Genomic DNA, 20293 nt, shown 5'->3' with positions numbered 1-20293 from the left:
CGACGCTTCACGTTGTGCTCATGAATTCGTGTACCTGTTCTCCTCGTGGACCGACTCGGTGTCGATCCGTGATGCCGACTGAAAAGTTTCGGTCAGCTCCGACGTGTCTATTCGTCCCGACACGCGCAGAGCCCGTCCGAAAGCTCGACGTCGCTCCGCCTGGTGCAGACAGTCGGGACGCAGGTGCAACCACGCACCACGCCCCGGCAACCTACGACGAAAGTCGATCACCGCCACGACGACACTGTCCGCATCGTCACGAGCCACGACCCTCACCAGCTCGGATATCAACTCTCGCTCCCGGCAGCCCACGCACATCCGCACCGGCAGGGCCGGTCGGCGAGTCGAGGACACGGAGAGCTCGTGTTGAGCCATTGACCACTCTAGCGCTGTCGAAGTGGGTTCGAACAATTCCACCCCTAGCCGCGCGGAGCGGAGACCGTGTCGGTGGCCGCCGCATCGCTTCGAATATCGATGCGCCACCCGGTCAATCGCGCGGCCAGACGTGCGTTCTGACCTTCCTTCCCGATGGCCAGCGAGAGCTGGTAATCGGGAACCACCACGCGTGCTGCGCGAGCGGCTTCGTCGACGACGGTCACGGAGACGACCTTCGACGGCGACAGCGCGTTTCCGACGAACCGGGCCGGATCGTCGTCGAAGTCGATGATGTCGATCTTCTCCCCACCCAGCTCGCTCATCACGTTGCGTACGCGCTGCCCCACGGGCCCGATGCACGCCCCCTTGGCGTTGAGGCCGGGAACCGTCGACCGAACGGCGATCTTGGATCGGTGACCGGATTCGCGTGCGACGTTCACGATCTCGACGGACCCGTCCGCAATCTCCGGGACTTCGAGTGCGAACACCTTGCGCACCAGATTGGGGTGGGTACGCGAGAGGGTCACCTGCGGTCCTCGATTTCCGCGCGCCACGCCCACGACGTAGCACTTGATGCGCTCACCGTGCTCGTACGTCTCCCCCGGCACCTGCTCGGCGGGCGGAATGGTGGCGTCCACTCCGTCGGCGTCGGTTCCGATCCGCACCACCACGGTCCCCTTGGCGTTCACCCGCGCGTCTCGCTGAATGACGCCGCCGACGATCTCCCCCTCGTGGGTGGAGAATTCGCCGAAGCTGCGCTCGTTCTCGGCGTCGCGCAAGCGTTGCAGAATGACCTGGCGCGCGGTGGTCGCAGCGATTCGACCGAAGCCCTCGGGAGTGTCGTCCCATTCCGATACGAGATTCCCGTTCTCGTCGATCTCGCGTGCCATGACGCGCACCCGACCGGTCTTGCGATCGACGTCGATGTACGCGTTGGACTGATGCCCGGCGGTGTGCCGGTACGCAGTCAACAAGGCGGACTGGATCGTCTCGATGACGGCGTCGATGGTGATGCCCTTGTCGGCCTCGATGGCGCGCAGGGCGGTGATGTCGATATTCATTTGTCCCTCTCTTCGTCTGTGTCCTCGTCGTCCTCGTCACCGAAGTCCGCTTCGGGTTGCTCGGGCGGGTTCAGCGGGTCGAAGCGACCGGGCGCGACGCCGCCGGCGAGCTCGAACTCCTCGCGATTCGGTGTCCTGAATTCGACCTGCACCACGGCGCTGTGCACCGATGCCAGCGGTACCGGGCGAACCGACGGACCGGTCTTCGACCGCACGACCAGGTCGACGAAGTCGGAGCCGCCGGACTCGGACCCGCCGGACAGGGCACCGACACGGCCCTCGACCTTCTCGATCTCGCCGGACTCGTCGGCTATCTCGAGGGCCACCCATCGACCGCGCGAGCGCCGCCAGTGGCGCGGTTCGGTCAGCGGTCGGTCGATACCGGGCGTGGTCACCTCGAGGTTGTACGGAGCATTTCCGAACTCTTCCAGGGAATCGAGAACCTCGGAGATTCGACGGCTGAGGTCCGCGGCGGCGTCGAGTTCGACGCCCTCGTCGCGGTCGACGACCACCTTCACGACACTGTGGGCACCTGCTCGGGAGACGGTAACGTCCTCGAGATCGAATCCGTTCATGAGCTCGCGGCCTGTGAGGAGCTCGACGACCCTCTCCCTGGATGGAACCGGCATCGTGGATCTGCTCCTCGTTCGTTCAGTTGTGGGCACCGCTGTCGGCGACGTGGACTCCGGTCGGAATGGCCGAACCGGAGAAGTAAGGATAGCGCGGCGACAGGCCGCCGGTGACCATCCACGAGGAGACGGTCCGCACCTGGCACGATGAGCGGGTGCGATCGCCCACCACGTCCCCGTCGTTGTCCAGAAGGGCCCTTCTGCGTCTCGCGGGTGGAGCCGCGGTCGTGGCCGCGTCGGCAGGATGCGCTGCCAACGACGAACCAGCCGCGGCCACTCCCGACGCGCTGCTGGCCGAGGCGACCCGCGCCCGCACCGACGCAGCAGACGCGACAGCCGTAGCGCTTGCGCGCCCCGAACTGGCCGGCGCCCTCGGTGTCGTTGCCGCCGAGCGGACCGCTCACGCCGATGCGCTGACGGCCGAAGTCGCCAGGCTGACACCACCGCCCACGTCGAGTGCCCCGCCGACGACGGACACTGCCACCGCGGCGGATCCCAGCGCGGCGGATGCCGCCCCGCCGCTCACGCTGGACGAGCTACGCGCCAACCTGACCGAATCGTCGACCTCTGCTGCGAATCTCGCCCGCACTCTGTCCGGCTACCGGGCGGGCCTGCTGGGCTCGGTCAGTGCCGCGTGCTCGGTACACGTGTCGGCGGTGCTGGCATGAGCAGCCAAGGACCGGAACAGCAGTCGTTGATCGACGCACTGAACGCCGAGTACGCGGCGGTCTTCGCGTACGGCATCGTGGCCGCGTTCTCGAACCCCAACCGCGGCGACCTGGTCGGGGCATGCGCCGCGGCCCACCGAGCGCGACGAGACTCGACGGTGGACGCACTGAAGGCGGCGAGTGTCAGCGCGCCCGAATCGGCGGCGGGGTACTCGGTTCCGTTTGCGGTGGTCGATCCGGTCTCGGCAGCGCAGTTGGCCGCTCAGGTCGAGGCGGACACCGCCACTGCGTGGCGCTCGGTCATCGAACGCAGCCGATCCGACGCGACCCGAGGTGTCGCAGTGACCGCCCTGACCGAGGCGGCCGGTCGCGCCGCGACGTGGCGAGCAATTCTCGGGACCGATCCGGCGACGGTGCCGTTCCCCGGTCAGCCCTGACCGACTGCAATCATTCGACGACCAGCGGGTCATTCGACGACCAGCGCCACCGCGAACCCGTCCCATCCCGCCGTGCCGACGGTCTGCAGCGCGGCAGCATCCAACCGGGGGTGAGACGCGAGCAGCGCGAGCACCTCGCGCGTGCCCCGCACAGCCGGGTCGCTCGAACTCTCGTCCAGGACCTCGCCGCCACGAACGACGTTGCCCAACACCACCACCGTGCCCGGTCGACCCAGCACCAGAGCCCATTCGACGTACTGCGCGGAGTTCTCGTCGACTGCGTCGACCAACACGAGGTCGAAGGACGAGTCGTCGTCGGTTCGGACGCTGTGCAGCGTCGTGACCGCAGGGCCGACCACGATTTCCACGGCCTCGGCCGATTCGGCACCCTCGAGGTCGGATCGCACCATCGACGCGTGCTCGGTGTTCGAGACGAGCGTGACGACGCGGCCCGACGGGCCTACGCCCCGCGCGAGCCACACGGTCGAACGCCCGTCCTGTGCGCCGATTTCGAGGACTCGCTTGGCATCGACCATGCGCGTCAACAGGTTCAGAAACTTCCCCGACCCGGGGCCGCCGAGCGTGTCGTCAAGGAACTCCTCGACGCCCGCCCAGTTGTCGGTCACGACAAGTCCCGACCGGCCTTCGGCCTGCCGATCGCAGCCAGAACCTCGCGCACCGCCGAGTCCGCCGGCACCTCTCGCACCTCGCCGGTGAAGCGATCGCTGAGTTCGACGGTCCCGTTGGCCCATCCGCGTCCGATCACGACGATCAGCGGAACACCGATGAGCTCGGAATCCTTGAACTTCACGCCGGGAGACACCTTGGGACGATCGTCCAGGACGACCTCGACGGCGTGCAGATCCAGTTCGGCCGCAATGCTTTCCGCACCCTCGCGCGCACCGGCGTCCTTGTTCGCGATGACGATGTGGACGTCGAACGGTGTGACGGCAGCTGGCCAGCGCAGACCCTTGTCGTCGTGCATCTGCTCGGCGATCACCGCGACCATGCGCGAGACGCCCACGCCGTACGAACCCTGAAGCAGGCGAACGGGTTTACCGTTCTCCCCCAGCACGTCGACCGAGAATGCGTCGGTGTACTTGGTGCCCAGTTGGAAGATGTGTCCGATCTCGATGCCGCGGGCCGCGACGAGAGGTCCCGCACCGTCCGGCGACATGTCGCCGTCCCGCACCTCGGCCGCTTCGATGGTGCCGTCCGGGGTGAAGTCGCGGCCCACGACGAGGTCCACCACGTGCTTCCCCTTCTCGTCGGCGCCGGTGATCCAGGCGGTTCCGCTGACCACTCGCGGATCGACGAGGTAGCGAACACCGTTGGCCTGCAATGCTTTCGGACCGATATAGCCTTTGACCAGGAACGGGTTCGCCGCGAACTCCGCGTCCCCGATCATCTCGAACTCGGCAGGCTCGAGCGATGCTTCCAGACGCTTCTCGTCCACGTCGCGGTCACCGGGAACGCCGACAGCCAGCAGTTCCCACTCGCCACCGGGAACTCGAACCTTGAGCAGGACGTTCTTCAGGGTGTCGGCAGCGGTGACGGTACGTCCGAGGTCGGCCCCGTTGGCCCAGTCGACGAGGGTGGCGATGGTGGGGGTGTTTCCGGTCTCGTACGCGACGGCCTCGGGCAGCCCGTCCAGCGGAATCGAATCGGGCGCGTGCGTCACGACGGCCTCGACGTTGGCCGCGTACCCGGACTCGACGCACCGAACGTAGGTGTCCTCACCGATCTCGCTCTCGGCCAGGAACTCTTCGGAGGCACTGCCACCCATGGCGCCGGACGTGGCCGCGACGATCACGTACTTCACCCCGAGCCGGGCGAAGATGCGCTGGTACGCCTCGCGGTGTGCGTGGTAGCTGGTCTTCAGTCCGGCCTCGTCGAGGTCGAACGAGTACGAATCCTTCATCACGAACTCGCGACCGCGCAGGATGCCCGCACGGGGACGTTCCTCGTCGCGGTACTTCGTCTGAATCTGGTAGAGCGTGACCGGCAGGTCCTTGTACGAGCCGTACTCACCTTTCACCGTCAGCGCGAACAGTTCCTCGTGCGTGGGACCGAGCAGCATGTCCGCACCTTTTCGGTCCTTCAGGCGAAACAGGCTCTGCCCGTATTCGGTCCACCGGTCGGTGACCTCGTAGGGGTCGCGTGGCAGCAGGGCGGGCAGCGAAATCTCTTGTGCGCCGATCGCGTTCATCTCCTCGCGCACCACGCGCTCGACCTGTCGCAACACCTTCAAACCCAGCGGCAGCCACGAGTAGACGCCCGGCGCGATACGCCGTACGTATCCGGCGCGCACGAGCAAGCGGTGGCTCGGAACCTCCGCGTCGGCAGGGTCGTCGCGGAGGGTGCGCAGGAACAGGTGGGACAGACGGGTGATCACAGGCCGAAATTGTAGTGGCAGCAGCCGTGGGTAGCGTTGCCGCCCGTGCTCGTTCTTCTCCCGCCCTCCGAAACCAAGTCCGACGGAGGACGTGGCGTCCCCCTCGACCTCGATCGCCTGTGGCTTCCGGAGCTGACCTCGACCCGTCGCACGCTCGTCGACGCTCTGGTGGCGCTGTCCGCCGACGTGGATGCCTCCCGCGCCGCCCTCGGTATCAGCCCGAAGCAACTGTTCGAGGTCGAACGCAACGCCGCGCTGCTCACCTCCCCGACGGCACCGGCCTTGGCGCGTTACACCGGGGTTCTGTACGACGCGTTGGGCGCGAGTGCGTTCACCAAGGCCCAACGGGCACGGGCGGACGCGCGGATCGCCATCGGTTCGGCTCTGTTCGGAGCGCTGCGTGCGACGGATCCCGTTCCCGCGTACCGACTGTCCGGCGGTTCGACCCTGCCGGGGTTGCCCACTCTGCGGGCGCTGTGGAAGCCCGACCTGTCCGAGGCCATCACCGCGGCAGCCGAGGGGCTCATCGTGGACCTGCGCTCGGGTACCTACCAGCAACTCGGTCCGATCGCGGGCGCGGTGACCGCCACGGTGCTCACCGAACAGCCCGACGGGTCACGCTCGGTGGTCAGTCATTTCAACAAACATCACAAGGGATTGCTCGCCCGAGCGTTGACCGTGACCCGTGCGGAACCGAGCGACGCGCGTTCGGTGGCGCGGGTGGCCTCGAAGGCGGGCTTGCGCGTGGAAGTGGCGTCACCGAACGAGGTCGTGGTTCTGACCGATTCGTACTAGACCGACAGATCCTGCGCGGCCTTCGCCTGTGCGACCTGGCCGGGGGTGTACCGAATGAACAGTGCCGCGATGCCGGCGACGACGGCGAGCACCGCACATCCGAGCAGGCCGAAGGTGTACCCCTCCCCGAGTGCGACGATCTGCGGGTCCGTCATCGACACGGCGGGGCCGGACGTGCCGCCGAGGGACAGCGTCTTCGACGTCGCCATGGCGGAGACCACTGCGAGCCCGATCGGCCCACCGAGGTTCTGGGCGACGAGCGAGATCGCGGTGAGCGGCCCGATGTGGTCGTGGTCGACGTTGGCGATGGCGCACAGCGGGAGGGCGATCACGGCGAGTCCGACGCCGAAGCCGATCCCGCCGATAGGCAGGAACAGGTTGGTCCAGTACTGCGCGCCGACGTCGAGGGTGGACGCGTAGATCAGGTATCCGCACGTGATCAGGGCGCCGGCGCCGATGATCCAACGAGGCGCCAGCCTGGGTGCGAGCCAGGACGACAGGACCGCCGCCAGTGCCATTCCCCCGCCGAACGGGATGAACGACAGGCCCGCATGGAGCGGGCTGTACCCGAGGACTTCCTGGACGAACACGGCGACGATGACCGTCATCGAGAACAGTGCCGCCCCGGAGAAGAAGATGGCGACGAAGGTGGCCACGCGGTCCCGGTCTCGAAACAGGGAGAACGGGAGCAGCGGGTTCTGTGCCGTGCGCTCGACGAGGAGGAAGGCGCCGATCAACACGAGCCCGATGACCACGGATGCCACGACGAGCGTGTCGGTCCAGCCTCGCTCCGGCCCCTCCACCAGACCGAGAACGACACCGAACGATCCGAGCGTCGCCAACACCGCTCCCGGCACGTCGAGAGGCGCCCGATCTGCACGGGTCTCCACCAGGGCCTTCGTGCCGAGCACCAGAATCAGCGCACCGATGGGCAGGTTGATGAGGAAGATCCACCGCCAGGACACCTCGGTCAGCGCACCACCGATGATCAAGCCGGAGAACGAGCCGACGCCGGTCATGGCGGCGTAGATGGCGATGGCTTGGTTGCGAACGGGTCCCGGTGCGAACGTCGTGGCCACGAGGGCGAATGCCGTCGGTGACGCGACGGCAGCGCCCGCACCCTGGATCACGCGGGCCGCGATCAACATGCCTTCGTCCTGCGCGAGTCCGCAGGCCGCCGACGCGAGCGTGAACAGGGCGACACCGGTGAGGAACATGCGCTTGCGACCGAACGCGTCTCCGAGGCGACCACCGAGCAGCATGAGTCCACCGAACGCCAGCACGTAGGACGAGACCACCCAGTTACGTCCGGCGTCGGACAGGCCCAGCTCGTTCTGCAGCGGCGCGAGTGCCAAGTTGACGACGGTCCCGTCCAGCACCGCCATCATCTGCATCCCGCTCAGAGCGATGATCGCGAGACCGAAGGCTCGGGTCGTGACGGGGTACGTCACGGCGGGCGATGGCGCAGCAGAATCGGACACGGGGATAGACGTTACTGCGCGTCTCGTCCGAACCCGGCGACCGGACCGATCACGATGATGGCCGGCGGGCGCACGTTCTCCTCGATCACGCGGGACGCCACGGTCTCGAGGTCGGCGGTGACGACCCGCTGCGATCGAGTGGTTCCTTCCTGTACGACGACAACCGGGGTGGTCGTCGGGCGCCCGTTCGCGATCAGGACGTCGGCGAAAGCGCCGATTCGTTCGACCGCCATCATCAGCACGATCGTTCCGCGCAGCCGCCCCAACGACGGCCAGTCCACCAGCGAGTCGGGGTGGTCGGGCGCCAGGTGCCCGCTGACGACGACGAACTCGTGCGTCACCCCGCGATGCGTCACCGGTATGCCGGCCGCCGACGGTACGGAGATGGCGCTGGTGATCCCGGGAACCACTGTCACCGCGACACCGGCGGCGGTGCACGCTTCGAGTTCCTCGTAGCCGCGTCCGAACACGTACGGATCGCCTCCCTTGAGGCGTACGACGAACTTGCCGGCTTTGGCGTGGGTGATCAGCGCGTCGTTGATCGCTTCCTGTGCCATGAACCGGCCGTAGGGAATCTTCGACGCATCGATCACCTCGACGTCGGGTCCGAGTTCGGCGAGCAGCTCCGGCGGCGCGAGACGGTCCGCAACCACCACATCGGCTCGGCTGAGCAAGCGCCGACCGCGCACCGTGATCAGATCGGGGTCGCCCGGTCCCCCGCCGACCAGGGCGACGCCGGCCGGGACGGGCTCCGTCGAGTCGCTGATCGCGCCGGACTGAAGTGCCTCGAGAAGGCCGGTGCGCACGGACGCGGATCGGCGGTGCTCACCGCCGGCGAGAACGCCGAAGGTCAGCCCGTCGTGCTGCGCGCTGGCCGGTGTGACCGCCGTGCCGTCGCGGGCGATGTCGGCGCGCACGCAGAAGATGCGTGAACCTTCCGCCTCGGCGACGATTGCGGCGTTGGTGTCGGGGTCGTCCGTGCACGCGACGGCGTACCACGCATCGTGCAGGTCTCCGGATGCGTAGTCGCGGATCTCGAGGGTGATCTGACCGAAGCTGGCCATCCCCTCGACGGCAGGCGTGGCCTCGCGCGTGATCACCGTGACGTGCGCCCCGCAGGCCACGAGCAGCGGAAGACGCCGCTGCGCCACGCTTCCGCCGCCGACCACCACCACGCGACGACCCGCGAGATTCAGGCCGACGAGATACGGAGATTCGGTCGCGTCCACGGGAAAAGACCCTACGTCACTCGCGCACGCGACTTTCTGGCACCCGCGCTGGTCAACGCCAATTGTGCTGTCGGACGCAAGGTTTGCTCACCGTCGACGACGCTCGCGTGGTCCACCCTGAGTTCGAGTGCACGATCGTGTGTCGTGAGCGACATGACACCGTTGTCGAACCAGGGTCCGGCCTCGGTGGTCCAGGTCGCATCCGGGGGATCGACCTTCGCCGCCCGCGCAAGTCTGCCGAGCGCGCGGGCCACGGGACGCCGGAACGCCAGGCGGTTGACCACGCGTACCGGCAGCTCGAGCGGGTTGCGGAACGGGGACATCGTGAGCTGGTACATGGCGGTCGAGGTCGGCACGTCGGTCTCGGCCTTGGCGACGTACGAGCAGTGGACGTCACCGGACAACCACACGATGCTCTTGGGGGCGGTGGTCGACGAGACCATGTCGTTCACCAGAGACACCATGTCGCCGAACGACTTTCCGAACGCGGCCCAGTGCTCGAGGTCGAGACCGATGCGGAGCTTTTCGCCCAGTTTCGCGAAGCGCTTGCCCCAGGCTCCCTGCGCGACGGCCTCGTTCCACCCCTCGATGTGGTGCAGGCCCGGAAGCATCAGGAACGGCAGCGACGACCCGAGAAGGATGTGGTGGGCATCGGTTTCGAGCGCGCGCTCGCGGACCCACGCCCACTCGACGTCGTCCACCATGGCCCGCCGGTCCGGGTTCAGGTCCCGCGAACAGCGTGAGTCGATCATGATCAGCCGGGTGCGGCCGAAGTCGCGGTGGTAGCTCCACCGCGCGGAACTGGGCTCGCGGTCGGCACGAAGTGCGAACTGCGCCAACAACTTCTCGCGCTCGAGATCCGAGGACGCCGACCGCACGGAGGCGTACATCTCGTCCGACGCGAGCTCGGACGGAGAGAGGTTGCCCAGGTGTTGGTACACCCAGTACGAGGAGAAGGCACCGATGACCCGGTCGTCGAACCACGGCTCCTTGCTCGTCTCCCGGCGCCAGTCGGCCGAGGAGTTCCAATCGTCGCGCAGGTCGTGGTCGTCGAGAATCATGCACGTCGGAATGGTGGCAAGAAGTTCTCGGACGGGTTCGCCACCCCACGACTCGTGGTACAGCCAGGTGTACTCCTCGAAATCGCAGATCTCGTCGGCGATCTCGTCGGACGTGGCGCCCGCGACCCGGTCTCCCGCCGCGCGCCGTGCGTGCAGGCGGTCGACGATCTCCGGCGACGGGTCGTCCGCGTAGACCTGGTCGCCGAGAAACACCAAGACGTCCGGCCACTGCGACGGGTCCTCGTCGTGGATGCGCTTCCCGAGCCCGGCGAGAGCATCGGCGCCGATGCGGGAGAGCGCGTCCTCGGAGTAGGTGTCGCCGCGTCGACAGGAGCCGAAGGCAATCGTGGCAGGCCCGTCGGCGCGGAACGGATGCACCACCGCGCGTCGGCCCGGCAGCGGCCACACCAGGTGATCGTCCAGTCGAACCTCGTAGCTCACCAACTCGTCCTCACCGAGGTCCGACACCGCCACCACGGCGTAATGGTGACCGTGCACGCCCCACGTCTGCTCGCTCACGGTCGACCCGTTGGACGTCGTGACGGTCACCGTGGTGGGCGCGCTGGTCTCGATCCAGAACGTGGCGCAATGCGAGTCGACGTAACGCACGAGCGGCCCCAGAACCACGCGTGGCGAAAGATTGTCCGTTTCCATCCCTCTACAGTGCCACTCGCGTTCGGTGGCACGCCATCGCGGCTGCGGCCACGATGACGGTTGCACTCTTGACTCGCACTGCCAGCAGATTGTCGGCCCCGGACGCGAGAAGCGCTGCCGCCTCGGCGACCGACGCGGTGCCGACCGCAGCTGCGGTGACGTCCGAGCTGCTCACCGTGTCGACGACGGCGAGCGATGCTGCGTCGTAGGCGAGGACGTCAGCACCCAGTTCGGCTGCCAGCTCCGTCACGGCCGGCTCCGCCGATCGCCGGTCCAGCGTGGCGATCACCGCGACGGTCCATTCCGGGCGCAGTACGGAGCGCACGAGGCTGCGGACATCGTCCGCCGAAGTACCCGGTCGCAGCCCGATTCCCAGTGCGACGGGGAACGCGTCAGTCGTCACCGAGGTATCGCCGACCGGCGTCGACGAACCGGCCGATCGCGTGCGGAACGGACGCGGGATGGGTGTGCAGGTACGACGCGTGCACGGACCCGGATACGACGCCTTCGCGCACGGGTGCCTGCTTGTCGCTCCATCCCCACGCGGGATCGAGGGCCTCGGCGCTGCGCACCAGGTGCGTGCGGTGGAACTCGTGCCCGGTGACGCGTTCTCCCACCCGGAACAGGACGGAATCCGTCAACGCCACCGCGGACCGGTAACCGAGGGTCAGTCGCGCGGAGAACGACGCGTCCGCGTCGAGGACGCCGGCCATCGTGTGGCCGTCGAGTGTCGCCCCGAGGTAGAGCAACCCGGCACACTCGCCGTGAATCGGCATTCCGCCCGACGCTCCGGCACGTACGTCGTTCAGCAGTTCGTCGTTGGCGGCGAGCTCGGCGGCGTGTTCCTCCGGAAAGCCGCCGGGCAGAACGAGTCCCGCGGTTCGCGGCGGCAACCGGTCGTGGCGGGGATCGAACGTGACGACGTCCGCGCCGGCTGCTGCGAGCAGTTCGCTGTGCTCTGCGTACGCGAAGGTGAACGCCGGACCACCGGCTACCGCGATCACAGGGCGTTCCGCGCCGCTCGAACCGGACCCGACCGCAGCTTCCGGCGACCACGCCGGTGCCGCGGGGATGCGGGCGGTAGCGGCCAGCCGTGCCACGGCAGCGACGTCGACATGTTTCTCGACCAGTTCGGTCATCGCCGCGACCGCCCGCCCGGCTGCGGATCCGTACTCGGTGGCGGTGATCAGACCGAGGTGACGCGACGGGACGTCGAGCTCGACGCTGCGCGGCAGCGAACCGACGACCGGGATGCCGACGCGCTCGCAGGATTGTCGCAGTACCTGCTCGTGTCGGTCGCTGCCGACGCGGTTGAGGATCACGGCGCCGATGCGCACGTTGTCGTCGTATGTCGAAAACCCGTGCAGCACAGCGCCGATACTCTGACTCTGACCACGGGCATCGATCACCAGTATCACCGGGGCGCCGATCGTCGCGGCGACGGACGCGGTGGAACCCTCGGCCGCCGCCGGGGGAAACGCGTTCTCGGACAGATCGATCCGGCCGTCGAACAGACCCATGACGCCCTCGACCACCGCGACGTCGCACCCCGCACTTCCGTGTTTCAGAAGGGGGACGATGGCGTCGGACCCGAGCATCACCGAATCGAGGTTGCGGCCGGGACGGCCCGAGGCCAACGAGTGGTAGCCGGGATCGATGTAGTCGGGCCCGATCTTGAACGGCGCAACCGACATTCCGACATTGCGCAAGGCGCCCATGATGCCCGTTGCGATGGTCGTCTTACCGCTGCCGGAACCCGGTGCGGCGACGACGACTGCGCCTACCATTCGATCCCGCGCTGACCCTTGCGGCCGGCGTCCATCGGATGCCGCACCTTGGTCATCTCGGTCACCAGGTCCGCCGCCTCGACGAGAGCCTGCGGGGCATCGCGACCGGTGATGACGACGTGCTGATTACCCGGCCGGGTGCGCAGCGTCTCCACGACCTCGTCGACGTCCACCCACCCCCACTTGAGCGGGTAGGTGAACTCGTCCAGCACGTAGAAGCGGTGGGTCTGATCGCGCAGCCGCCGGGCGATCTCACGCCACCCGTCGAGTGCGTCGGCCGCATGATCGGTCTCGCCGCCACGTTTGCGCGTCCAGGACCAACCAGAACCCATCTTGTGCCATTCGACGGCTCCGCCGGTCCCGTCCTTCTCGTGCAGTTCGCCGAGCGACTGGAAGACGGACTCCTCGCCGACCTTCCATTTGGCGCTCTTGACGAACTGGAACACCCCCACGTCGAAGCCCTGGTTCCACGCGCGCAGCGCCATACCGAACGCGGCTGTGGACTTTCCCTTACCGACACCGGTGTGGACCGCGAGGATCGGCAGATTGCGTCGTTGACGGGTGGTCAGTCCGTCGTCCGGGATGCTTCCCTCGACCGGAACTCCTTGTGGCACTGTCATTCTCCGTTCACGCGGCGGCGCGGACGACGCCGGCCACCTGTGAGGAGGACAATTCGGGAAGCGACACGTACGCCGCGCGGAGAGCGGTCGCCATGTCCTTGGCGAGGCCGAGTCGGATCATGCCGCTCTCGCAGTCGACCACCACGGACGCCACCGACTCGGCGACGAGGCGCGACGCCGCGATCTTCGCCCGCCCGACGGGATCGGTTCCGCCCGTGGCCCGCCCGTCGGTCAGGACCACCACGAGTGCACGCCGCTGAGGATCGCGCGCGCGCTCGCGAAGCACCAGTTCGCGGGTACGCAGGAATCCCTGAGCGAGGGGGGTGCGACCACCGGTCTTGAGATCGTCGAGCCTGCGGACCGCGATGTCGATCGACGACGTCGGAGGCAGCACCACGTCGGCATCGCTCCCGCGCATGGTGACCACGGCGACCTTGTCTCGACGTTGATACGCGTCGCGCAGCAGGGACACGACGGCCCCGGTCACCGCGGACAACCGGTCCCGCGCCGCCATCGATCCGGATGCGTCGACGAGGAACACCACCAGGTTGCCCTCGCGGCCCTCGCGAACGACACCGCGTAGGTCGCGGCCGTCGATGCGGACGCGCGACCCACCTCGTTCCGCGTGCTTCTCGGCTGCGGCGAGCAGGGTGCCCACCAGATGAATACCGTTGCCGCTGAACGCGGTAGAGCGCACAACCCGCCCCGATGCGCCGCGCGAACGCGAACGCCGTCCCGGGGCGCCGTCGCCGACGCCCGGTACCTGCAGCAGCCGGGCGCCGAACTCCCGGCCGGGTGTCGAGGACGAGTTTCCCGGCGAAGGGGCCGGCGGTGAATCCGCGGAGTCGTCGGGCGGTGTGGGCTCGCCGGGATCGCTCGGGGGCGTCTGTCCGCCGTCCGGGTCGTCGTCCGGGTCGTCGTCCGGGTCATCGTCCGGGCCGGGGTCGGACTCGTCGGCGGGTGGGTCCGCCTGCGCCGCTGCCTGTTCCATCTTCTCGTCGAGCTCGCCGTCGTCCAGGCCGGGAGCGTCGAACGGGTCGCGTCGTCGCCGGTGCGGCAGCGCCAGTTCGGCGGCCACGCGCACGTCGTCCTCGGTGACTTCGGTGGCGCCGCGCAGTGCCGCGTGGGCGGTGGCGGTGCGCGCGACGACGAGATCACCGCGCATGCCGTCGACGTCGAATGCCGCGCAGAGTGCGGCGATTCGTCGCAACTCCGTCTCGGGAAGGACCACGCCGTCCAGACGCTCACGCGCAGCGGCAATTCCGGCAGCCACCTCGGCGTCCTCCGCTGCGTACCCGGCGGCGAACGACGCGGAGTCACGCTCGTAGTCGAGGCGGCGGCGGACCACTTCCATGCGGACGTCGACGTCACGGGAAGCAGTGACGTCGACGGCCAATCCGAAACGGTCCAGCAACTGCGGGCGCAGTTCGCCTTCTTCCGGGTTCATGGTGCCCACCAGGACGAAACGCGCTGCGTGGGAATGGGACACGCCGTCTCGTTCGACGTGAACACGTCCCATCGCAGCCGCGTCGAGCAGAAGGTCGACGAGGTGGTCGTGGAGCAGATTCACCTCGTCGACGTAGAGAACCCCTCGGTGCGCCGAGGCCAAGAGGCCGGGTTGAAAGGCCCGCTCCCCGTCTCGAAGGATCTTCTCGAGATCGATCGACCCGATGACTCGGTCTTCGGTCGCTCCCACAGGAAGTTCCACCAATCGAGCCGGGCGCGAGCCGTTCTCGTCGTCGACCGGGGGCAGCAGCGCCGCGAGAGCACGCACCACGGTCGACTTCGCGGTGCCCTTCTCACCTCGAACCAGGACCCCACCGATCCCGGTGTGTACCGCGCACAGCACCAAGGCGAGACGGAGCTTGTCCTGTCCCACGATGGCGCTGAACGGGTAGCCGGCGGGCTGCTCTACTCCCGAATTGTGCAGGGACGTACTGGCAGGAGAAGACACCGTGTCAACACTAGTCGAACGGCTATCTCACCCGTTCTGGGCTGGCGTACCGCCTCCGCGGCGCATCGGCGTGTGCGGAATACCGTCTTCGAGGACTTCCTGACCGTCCGGCTCGAACCCGTGCTTGCGATACATGTCGACCAGGTAGCTCTGCGCGTTGATGCGGCACGGCGAGGACCCGACCTCCGCCAGAGCGGCCCGCAGGATGCGCACCGTGTGGCCTTGGCCGCGGGCCGAGCGCTGCGTGCAGAGCCGACCGATGCGGAAGGACTTCTCACCGTCGTCGTGCTCCTCGAGGAGGCGCAGGGTGCAGACCATCTCGCCGTCCCGTTCGAGCCAGAAGTGGCGGGTGTCGGAGAGCAGATCCTTACCGTCGAGTTCGGGGTAGGCGCATGCCTGCTCGACGACGAACACTTCGACTCTGAGTTTGAGAAGGTCGTACAGAGTCTGGTTCGACAGATCGAGTGCCCATGATCGTTTGAGAGTTGCTGTCGCTGTCGTCATCTCGTGTTGCTATCACACAGCCGCGGGCTGTGCGAACCGATCGGCCGTAGGAGTCGCCGTATCGAGTCGAAGAGCACTCGACGTACGCGCCCAGATCTCCTCGAACAGGCTCGGATTCTCGGCGAGCTTGGTGCCCAGCGACGGAACCATGTCCCGCAGCTTGGGCTCCCACGACGCGTACCGGTCGGCAAAGCACTTCTTCATGACGTCGAGCATGGCCGGCACCGCGGTGGACGCACCGGGCGATGCGCCGAGCAATCCGGCGATGGTGCCGTCGCTCGCGTTGATGACGGCAGTACCGAACTCGAGCTTGCCGCCCTTGCCCGTCGGCCGGATGACCTGGACACGCTGACCGGCCGTGACGAACTCGAAATCCTCGGCCTTGGCCGTCGGCATGAACTCACCCAGCGTCTCGATGCGATCGGCTTCGGTCTGCGCGAGTTCGGTGACCAAGTACTTCACCAGAGAGAGCTCGGTGACTCCGACGTTCAGCATGGGAAGAAGATTTCCGGGCTTGACCGACGAGAACAGATCGGTCGTCTTGCCTTTCTTGAGGAACTTGGGCGACCAACCGGCGTACGGGCCGAACAGCAGGCCGGGCTTGCCGTCGATCACACGGGTGTCGAGGTGCGGGACCGACATCGGCGGCGCACCGACCGATGCCTTGCCGTAGACCTTGGCCGAGTGCATCTTGATCAGCTCGGGGTTGGTGCAGCGCAGCCATTCCCCACTCACCGGAAATCCGCCGAATCCCTTGGCTTCCTTGATGCCCGACTTCTGGAGCAGGTGCAGAGCGCCTCCGCCCGCGCCGACGAAAACGAACTTGGCGTTGACCTTGCGGGTCTCACCGGTGCGGCGGTTCTCGACCTTGAGGGTCCACGTTCCGTTGGACTGCTTGGAGATGTCGTGCACCTCGTGGCCGAAGTGGATGGTGCCGCCGGAGGCCGCTCCGTAGTTCAGCAGCTGCTTGGTCAGCGCGCCGAAGTCCACGTCGGTGCCGCCGTCGCTCCAGTTGAGGGCCACCGGGTCGGAGAAGTCACGACCCGCGGCCATCAGGGGCAGGCGACGGCTGAACTCGTCCTTGTCGTCGATGTACTCCATGTCCGGGAACAGCGGGTTGCCGGCCAGCGCGTCGTACCGCGCGCGCAGGTACTTCACGTTCTCGGCGCCGTGCACGAAGCTGACGTGCGGTATGGGGTTGATGAAGTTCTTCGGATCGGACAGCACGCCGTTCTCGAGCGCATAGGTCCAGAACTGACGTGACACCTGGAACTGCTCGTTGACGTTCAGCGCCTTGCTGATGTCGACGCTGCCGTCCTTGTTCTGCGGCGTGTAGTTCAGCTCGCACAGTGCCGAGTGACCGGTACCGGCGTTGTTCCAGGGGTCACTGCTCTCGGCGGCAGCGGCGTCGAGGCGCTCGAAGGTGGTAATGGACCAGTTGGGCTCGACTTGCCGTAGCAAGGTGCCCAGAGTCGCGCTCATGATTCCGGCCCCGACTAGGACGACGTCCGTCGTGACGGGTGCGGATTGCTTCGAAAGCTCGTGTTCGGCCACTGGAGTCGACATCCTTACGTCCCTGGGTGCCCTCATTGGCACCGCATTCGTTTACCCGATTGTGCCCTTCCGAACCGACGAGTAATGCGCATTACGCTGTGAGTGTGACTACATGGACGCCCGACGTACTCGGTGACGGATACGAGCAGCTGACGATCCCCCTCGGACCGGACCCGGACGGCGAGGGAAACGCCGAAGCGACTCTTGTCCGATTCCGACCCGATCGGACCCCGGCTCCGTCGGGCAAGGTCGTTCTCTACGTTCACGGGTTCACCGACTACTTCTTCCAGGCGCACCTCGCGGAGCACTGGGCGGCGCGCGGCTATCGGTTCTACGCCCTCGACCTGCGCAAGTGCGGCCGTTCGCTGCGCGCCGGTCAGACACCGCACTTCACCACCGACCTCGCGTTCTACGACCAGGAACTCGGTCGCGCCCTCGAGATCGTCCGGGACGACACCGGCAGCGCCGAGATCGTGTTCATGGCGCACTCGACCGGCGGTCTGATCGTTCCGCTGTGGCTGGACCGGCTGAACGCAGCACCCGGAGGAACAGCCGCAGCAGGCATCCGCGGACTGGTTCTCAACAGCCCGTGGTTCGACCTGCAGGGTCCACCCGCCATTCGCAGTGTGGGCACGTCCTTCATCGACGTCATCGGCAAGGCTCGCCCCACGGCCACCGTTCCGGGAGGCGGTCTGGACACGTACGGCGTCAGTATCGCGGCCGGGTCCAAGGGCGAGTGGAACTACGACATGGACTGGAAGCCGTTGGCCGGTTTCCCCATCAAGTTCGGATGGATCCGCGCCGTTCGCCGCGGGCACGCGGCGTTGCACCGCGGACTGGACATCGGCGTGCCGTCGCTGATCCTGCGGTCCAAGGTCACCCGGTTCTCGAAGAAGTACGTTCCCGAGGTGGACGCGGCGGACACCGTTCTCGACGTTCGTCAGATTGCCCGCTGGGCAGGGTGTCTCGGCGACCGCAGCACCATCGTTCCCGTCGAGGGAGCCCGTCACGACGTGTTCCTGTCGACGAAGGAACCGCTCGCTCGAGCGTTCGCCGAACTCGACTCCTGGCTCGACTGGTTCGAGTCCTCCTCCACCGCCACCCACTCCGGTGGCGAACACGCAGAGATCAGAGCGGACGCATGACAGAGAAGCACTACGACGTCGCCATCATCGGATCCGGATCCGGTAACACGATCGTCGATCACCGTTTCGCGGACAAGTCGGTGGCCATCTTCGAGGAGAGCACGTTCGGCGGCACCTGCATCAATGTCGGGTGCATTCCGACCAAGATGTTCGTCTACGCCTCCGAGGTGGCCGAGATGATCCGAAAGTCCTCGCGCTACGGAGTCGACTCGCACATCGACGGGGTCAGGTGGACCGACATCGTGGACCGCGTCTTCGGTCGCATCGACCCCATCGCGGTCGGTGGGGAGAAGTACCGACGCGAAGGTTCCCCGAACGTCACGCTCTACTCCGGACACGCGAGTTTCGTCGGCCCACGCCGTATCGACACCGGAACCGGCGAGGTCGTCACGGCCGATCAGGTCGTCATCGCGGCCGGTTCACGGCCCGTGATTCCCGACGTGATCGCCGACAGCGGCGTGAAGTACCACACCAACGACGACATCATGCGCCTTCCGGAGCTCCCGGGGCGCCTGGTGATCGTCGGAAGTGGTTACATCGCAGCGGAATTCGCACACATCTTCTCTGCCCTCGGCTCGCAGGTGACCATTCTCGCCCGCAAGGACGCGTTGCTGCGCGGCCTCGACACCGAGGCCTCGAAGCACTTCACCGACCTTGCGCAGAAGAAGTGGGACGTTCGCCTGCATGTGAACACGGTCGGCGCCCGGACCGAGGGCGAGAAGGTGGTGGTGTCACTGTCCGACGGGTCCGAGGTGCACGGCGACGCACTTCTCGTGGCAGCGGGACGGTGGCCCAACGGCGACGGACTCAACCTCGACGCTGCGGGAGTCGAGATGCACGACGACGGTCGGGTGAAGGTCGACGAATACCAACGAACCACAGCCGAGGGCGTCTTCGCACTCGGCGACGTGTCCTCGCCCTACCAACTCAAGCACGTCGCCAACGCGGAAGCCCGTGTGGTGCAGCACAATTTGCTGAACCATGGGGCGCTCCGGACGATCGATCACCGCTTCGTACCATCGGCCGTCTTCAGTGACCCTCAGGTCGCCATGGTGGGTATGACGGAGGACGAGGCGCGCGACTCAGTCTCGGATATCACCGTCAAGGTCCAGAACTACTCGGACGTCGCCTACGGCTGGGCGATGGAGGATCACGAGGGGTTCTGCAAGGTGATCGCCGAGCGCGGCACCGGCCGCCTTCTCGGCGCTCACATCGTCGGCGCCCAAGCGTCGATGATCATTCAGCCGCTGATCCAGGCGATGAGTTTCGGGCAGACCGCGTCCGACGTCGCTCATGGTCAGTACTGGATTCACCCGGCCCTGCCCGAGGTGGTCGAGAACGCGTTGCTGGGACTCGATATCTAGGTTCGGCCCCGCATCACCACGCACTCGTGCGCATGACGATCTCCGTCGCCACGGACGGAGCGGCGTCCAGAGGCGCCGAGGCGCACGAGTCCAGCGTCACGATTCGGAAGTCGCCGTAGACCCATCGGGAGCTGGCATTCGCGGCGGCCTGCATTGCTGGATCCGCCACCACCACGGTGGTGCGCACCTCGACGGGCGGGCACTCTGCGCCGGGATGTCCACTGTCAATCGCGACCAGGCTGACGACGCGGCCGAAGGTGCGGGCGGCAAGAGACCACGCGATGTCGGCGCCCTCACGATTACCGACGAGGTTGACCCAGGGGATCGACAATTCGTCCAGGACCGCCAGTACGTCCGCGTCGGTGAGCCCGGCGACGGAGTCGATCGAGACGGTCCTGAGCTCGGAATTGTGCAGTCGCTCGGCGACGGCGTCCCACACGTCCGGTGAGTCGTCCGCCCCCGGGATGAGCAACACCGCGTCCCCCTTGGCAGGACCCCCCACACGTACCGGCACCGTCTGCTCCGTCATGGCGGAAAAGGCTACGCCACGCGACCTCTTGCGTTGACGCACAATCGGTCC

General features: G+C 67.1%; 20 protein-coding genes. 5 read left to right on the top strand and 15 right to left on the bottom strand.

Annotation, left to right across the window (positions count from 1 at the left end):
* Window positions 1-18 precede the first annotated feature (18 nt).
* The 3 genes from IEW02_RS11040 to rimP form a co-directional block, all read right to left on the bottom strand.
* On the bottom strand, window positions 19-318 hold the full coding sequence (locus tag IEW02_RS11040) for a YlxR family protein (RefSeq protein WP_229746010.1): 300 nt from the start codon (window positions 316-318) through the stop codon (window positions 19-21).
* Window positions 319-419: 101 nt separating this feature from the next.
* Complete coding sequence (nusA, locus tag IEW02_RS11035) at window positions 420-1436, bottom strand: transcription termination factor NusA (RefSeq protein WP_188544819.1); 1017 nt, start codon at window positions 1434-1436, stop codon at window positions 420-422.
* Window positions 1433-2065, bottom strand: coding sequence for a ribosome maturation factor RimP (gene rimP / locus IEW02_RS11030; RefSeq protein WP_188544818.1), 633 nt, complete (start codon window positions 2063-2065; stop codon window positions 1433-1435). The genes nusA and rimP overlap by 4 nt, the downstream gene beginning before the upstream one ends.
* Before the next feature lie 110 nt (window positions 2066-2175).
* On the opposite strand from rimP, the gene IEW02_RS11025 reads away from it, so the two are divergent.
* Both IEW02_RS11025 and IEW02_RS11020 read left to right on the top strand, forming a co-directional pair.
* Window positions 2176-2733, top strand: coding sequence for a hypothetical protein (locus IEW02_RS11025; RefSeq protein ID WP_308933172.1), 558 nt, complete (start codon window positions 2176-2178; stop codon window positions 2731-2733).
* The gene (locus tag IEW02_RS11020) at window positions 2730-3170 is read left to right on the top strand and encodes a ferritin-like domain-containing protein (RefSeq protein ID WP_188544817.1); all 441 of its coding nucleotides are present in this window, start codon (window positions 2730-2732) and stop codon (window positions 3168-3170) included. The genes IEW02_RS11025 and IEW02_RS11020 overlap by 4 nt, the downstream gene beginning before the upstream one ends.
* 29 nt (window positions 3171-3199) lie before the next feature.
* On the opposite strand, the gene IEW02_RS11015 is transcribed toward IEW02_RS11020, so the two are convergent.
* Both IEW02_RS11015 and IEW02_RS11010 read right to left on the bottom strand, forming a co-directional pair.
* On the bottom strand, window positions 3200-3796 hold the full coding sequence (locus IEW02_RS11015; protein ID WP_188545360.1) for an O-methyltransferase: 597 nt from the start codon (window positions 3794-3796) through the stop codon (window positions 3200-3202).
* The gene (locus tag IEW02_RS11010) at window positions 3793-5565 is read right to left on the bottom strand and encodes a proline--tRNA ligase (protein WP_188544816.1); all 1773 of its coding nucleotides are present in this window, start codon (window positions 5563-5565) and stop codon (window positions 3793-3795) included. The genes IEW02_RS11015 and IEW02_RS11010 overlap by 4 nt, the downstream gene beginning before the upstream one ends.
* 45 nt (window positions 5566-5610) lie before the next feature.
* On the opposite strand from IEW02_RS11010, the gene yaaA reads away from it, so the two are divergent.
* Window positions 5611-6360, top strand: a complete 750-nt coding sequence (gene yaaA, locus IEW02_RS11005; RefSeq protein WP_188544815.1) for a peroxide stress protein YaaA — start codon at window positions 5611-5613, stop codon at window positions 6358-6360.
* On the opposite strand, the gene IEW02_RS11000 is transcribed toward yaaA, so the two are convergent.
* Genes IEW02_RS11000 through mqo form a run of 9 tightly spaced genes read right to left on the bottom strand, consistent with a single transcriptional unit; the run spans window position 6357 to window position 17216 of the window.
* Window positions 6357-7841, bottom strand: coding sequence for an MFS transporter (locus IEW02_RS11000; RefSeq protein ID WP_371829931.1), 1485 nt, complete (start codon window positions 7839-7841; stop codon window positions 6357-6359). The genes yaaA and IEW02_RS11000 overlap by 4 nt on opposite strands.
* A gap of 11 nt (window positions 7842-7852) precedes the next feature.
* Complete coding sequence (gene cobA / locus IEW02_RS10995) at window positions 7853-9070, bottom strand: uroporphyrinogen-III C-methyltransferase (protein WP_188544814.1); 1218 nt, start codon at window positions 9068-9070, stop codon at window positions 7853-7855.
* An 11-nt stretch (window positions 9071-9081) separates the two neighbouring features.
* The gene (locus tag IEW02_RS10990; protein WP_188544813.1) at window positions 9082-10785 is read right to left on the bottom strand and encodes an alkaline phosphatase D family protein; all 1704 of its coding nucleotides are present in this window, start codon (window positions 10783-10785) and stop codon (window positions 9082-9084) included.
* Window positions 10786-10789: 4 nt separating this feature from the next.
* Window positions 10790-11188 carry a cobalamin biosynthesis protein gene (locus tag IEW02_RS10985; RefSeq protein ID WP_188544812.1) on the bottom strand — a complete coding sequence of 133 codons (399 nt, stop codon included), beginning with the start codon at window positions 11186-11188 and terminating at the stop codon, window positions 10790-10792.
* Complete coding sequence (locus tag IEW02_RS10980; protein ID WP_188544811.1) at window positions 11178-12572, bottom strand: cobyrinic acid a,c-diamide synthase CobB; 1395 nt, start codon at window positions 12570-12572, stop codon at window positions 11178-11180. Before IEW02_RS10980 ends, IEW02_RS10985 begins: the two co-directional genes overlap by 11 nt.
* Complete coding sequence (gene cobO, locus IEW02_RS10975; protein WP_188544810.1) at window positions 12566-13186, bottom strand: cob(I)yrinic acid a,c-diamide adenosyltransferase; 621 nt, start codon at window positions 13184-13186, stop codon at window positions 12566-12568. Before cobO ends, IEW02_RS10980 begins: the two co-directional genes overlap by 7 nt.
* 13 nt (window positions 13187-13199) lie before the next feature.
* Entirely contained in the window at window positions 13200-15146 is a 1947-nt protein-coding gene (locus IEW02_RS10970; protein ID WP_229745942.1) for a VWA domain-containing protein, read from the bottom strand.
* A gap of 27 nt (window positions 15147-15173) precedes the next feature.
* Window positions 15174-15650, bottom strand: a complete 477-nt coding sequence (locus tag IEW02_RS10965; RefSeq protein WP_188544809.1) for a GNAT family N-acetyltransferase — start codon at window positions 15648-15650, stop codon at window positions 15174-15176.
* Between the two features lie 12 nt (window positions 15651-15662).
* Window positions 15663-17216, bottom strand: coding sequence for a malate dehydrogenase (quinone) (gene mqo, locus IEW02_RS10960; RefSeq protein WP_229745941.1), 1554 nt, complete (start codon window positions 17214-17216; stop codon window positions 15663-15665).
* A gap of 92 nt (window positions 17217-17308) precedes the next feature.
* Here mqo and IEW02_RS10955 point away from each other — a divergent pair, with 92 nt between their 5' ends.
* Together IEW02_RS10955 and mtr are read left to right on the top strand one after the other, a co-directional pair.
* Window positions 17309-18349 carry an alpha/beta hydrolase gene (locus IEW02_RS10955; protein ID WP_188544807.1) on the top strand — a complete coding sequence of 347 codons (1041 nt, stop codon included), beginning with the start codon at window positions 17309-17311 and terminating at the stop codon, window positions 18347-18349.
* The gene (gene mtr / locus IEW02_RS10950) at window positions 18346-19713 is read left to right on the top strand and encodes a mycothione reductase (RefSeq protein WP_188544806.1); all 1368 of its coding nucleotides are present in this window, start codon (window positions 18346-18348) and stop codon (window positions 19711-19713) included. The genes IEW02_RS10955 and mtr overlap by 4 nt, the downstream gene beginning before the upstream one ends.
* A 13-nt stretch (window positions 19714-19726) precedes the next feature.
* Here the strand turns inward: mtr and IEW02_RS10945 are convergent, their stop codons facing one another.
* Entirely contained in the window at window positions 19727-20242 is a 516-nt protein-coding gene (locus IEW02_RS10945; RefSeq protein WP_188544805.1) for an alpha/beta fold hydrolase, read from the bottom strand.
* Between the last annotated feature and the right edge of the window lie 51 nt (window positions 20243-20293).

This window comes from Rhodococcoides trifolii, assembly GCF_014635345.1.
Taxonomy (GTDB): Bacteria; Actinomycetota; Actinomycetes; order Mycobacteriales; family Mycobacteriaceae; genus Rhodococcoides; species Rhodococcoides trifolii.
This window is presented reverse-complemented; position numbering and strand designations above follow the sequence as displayed.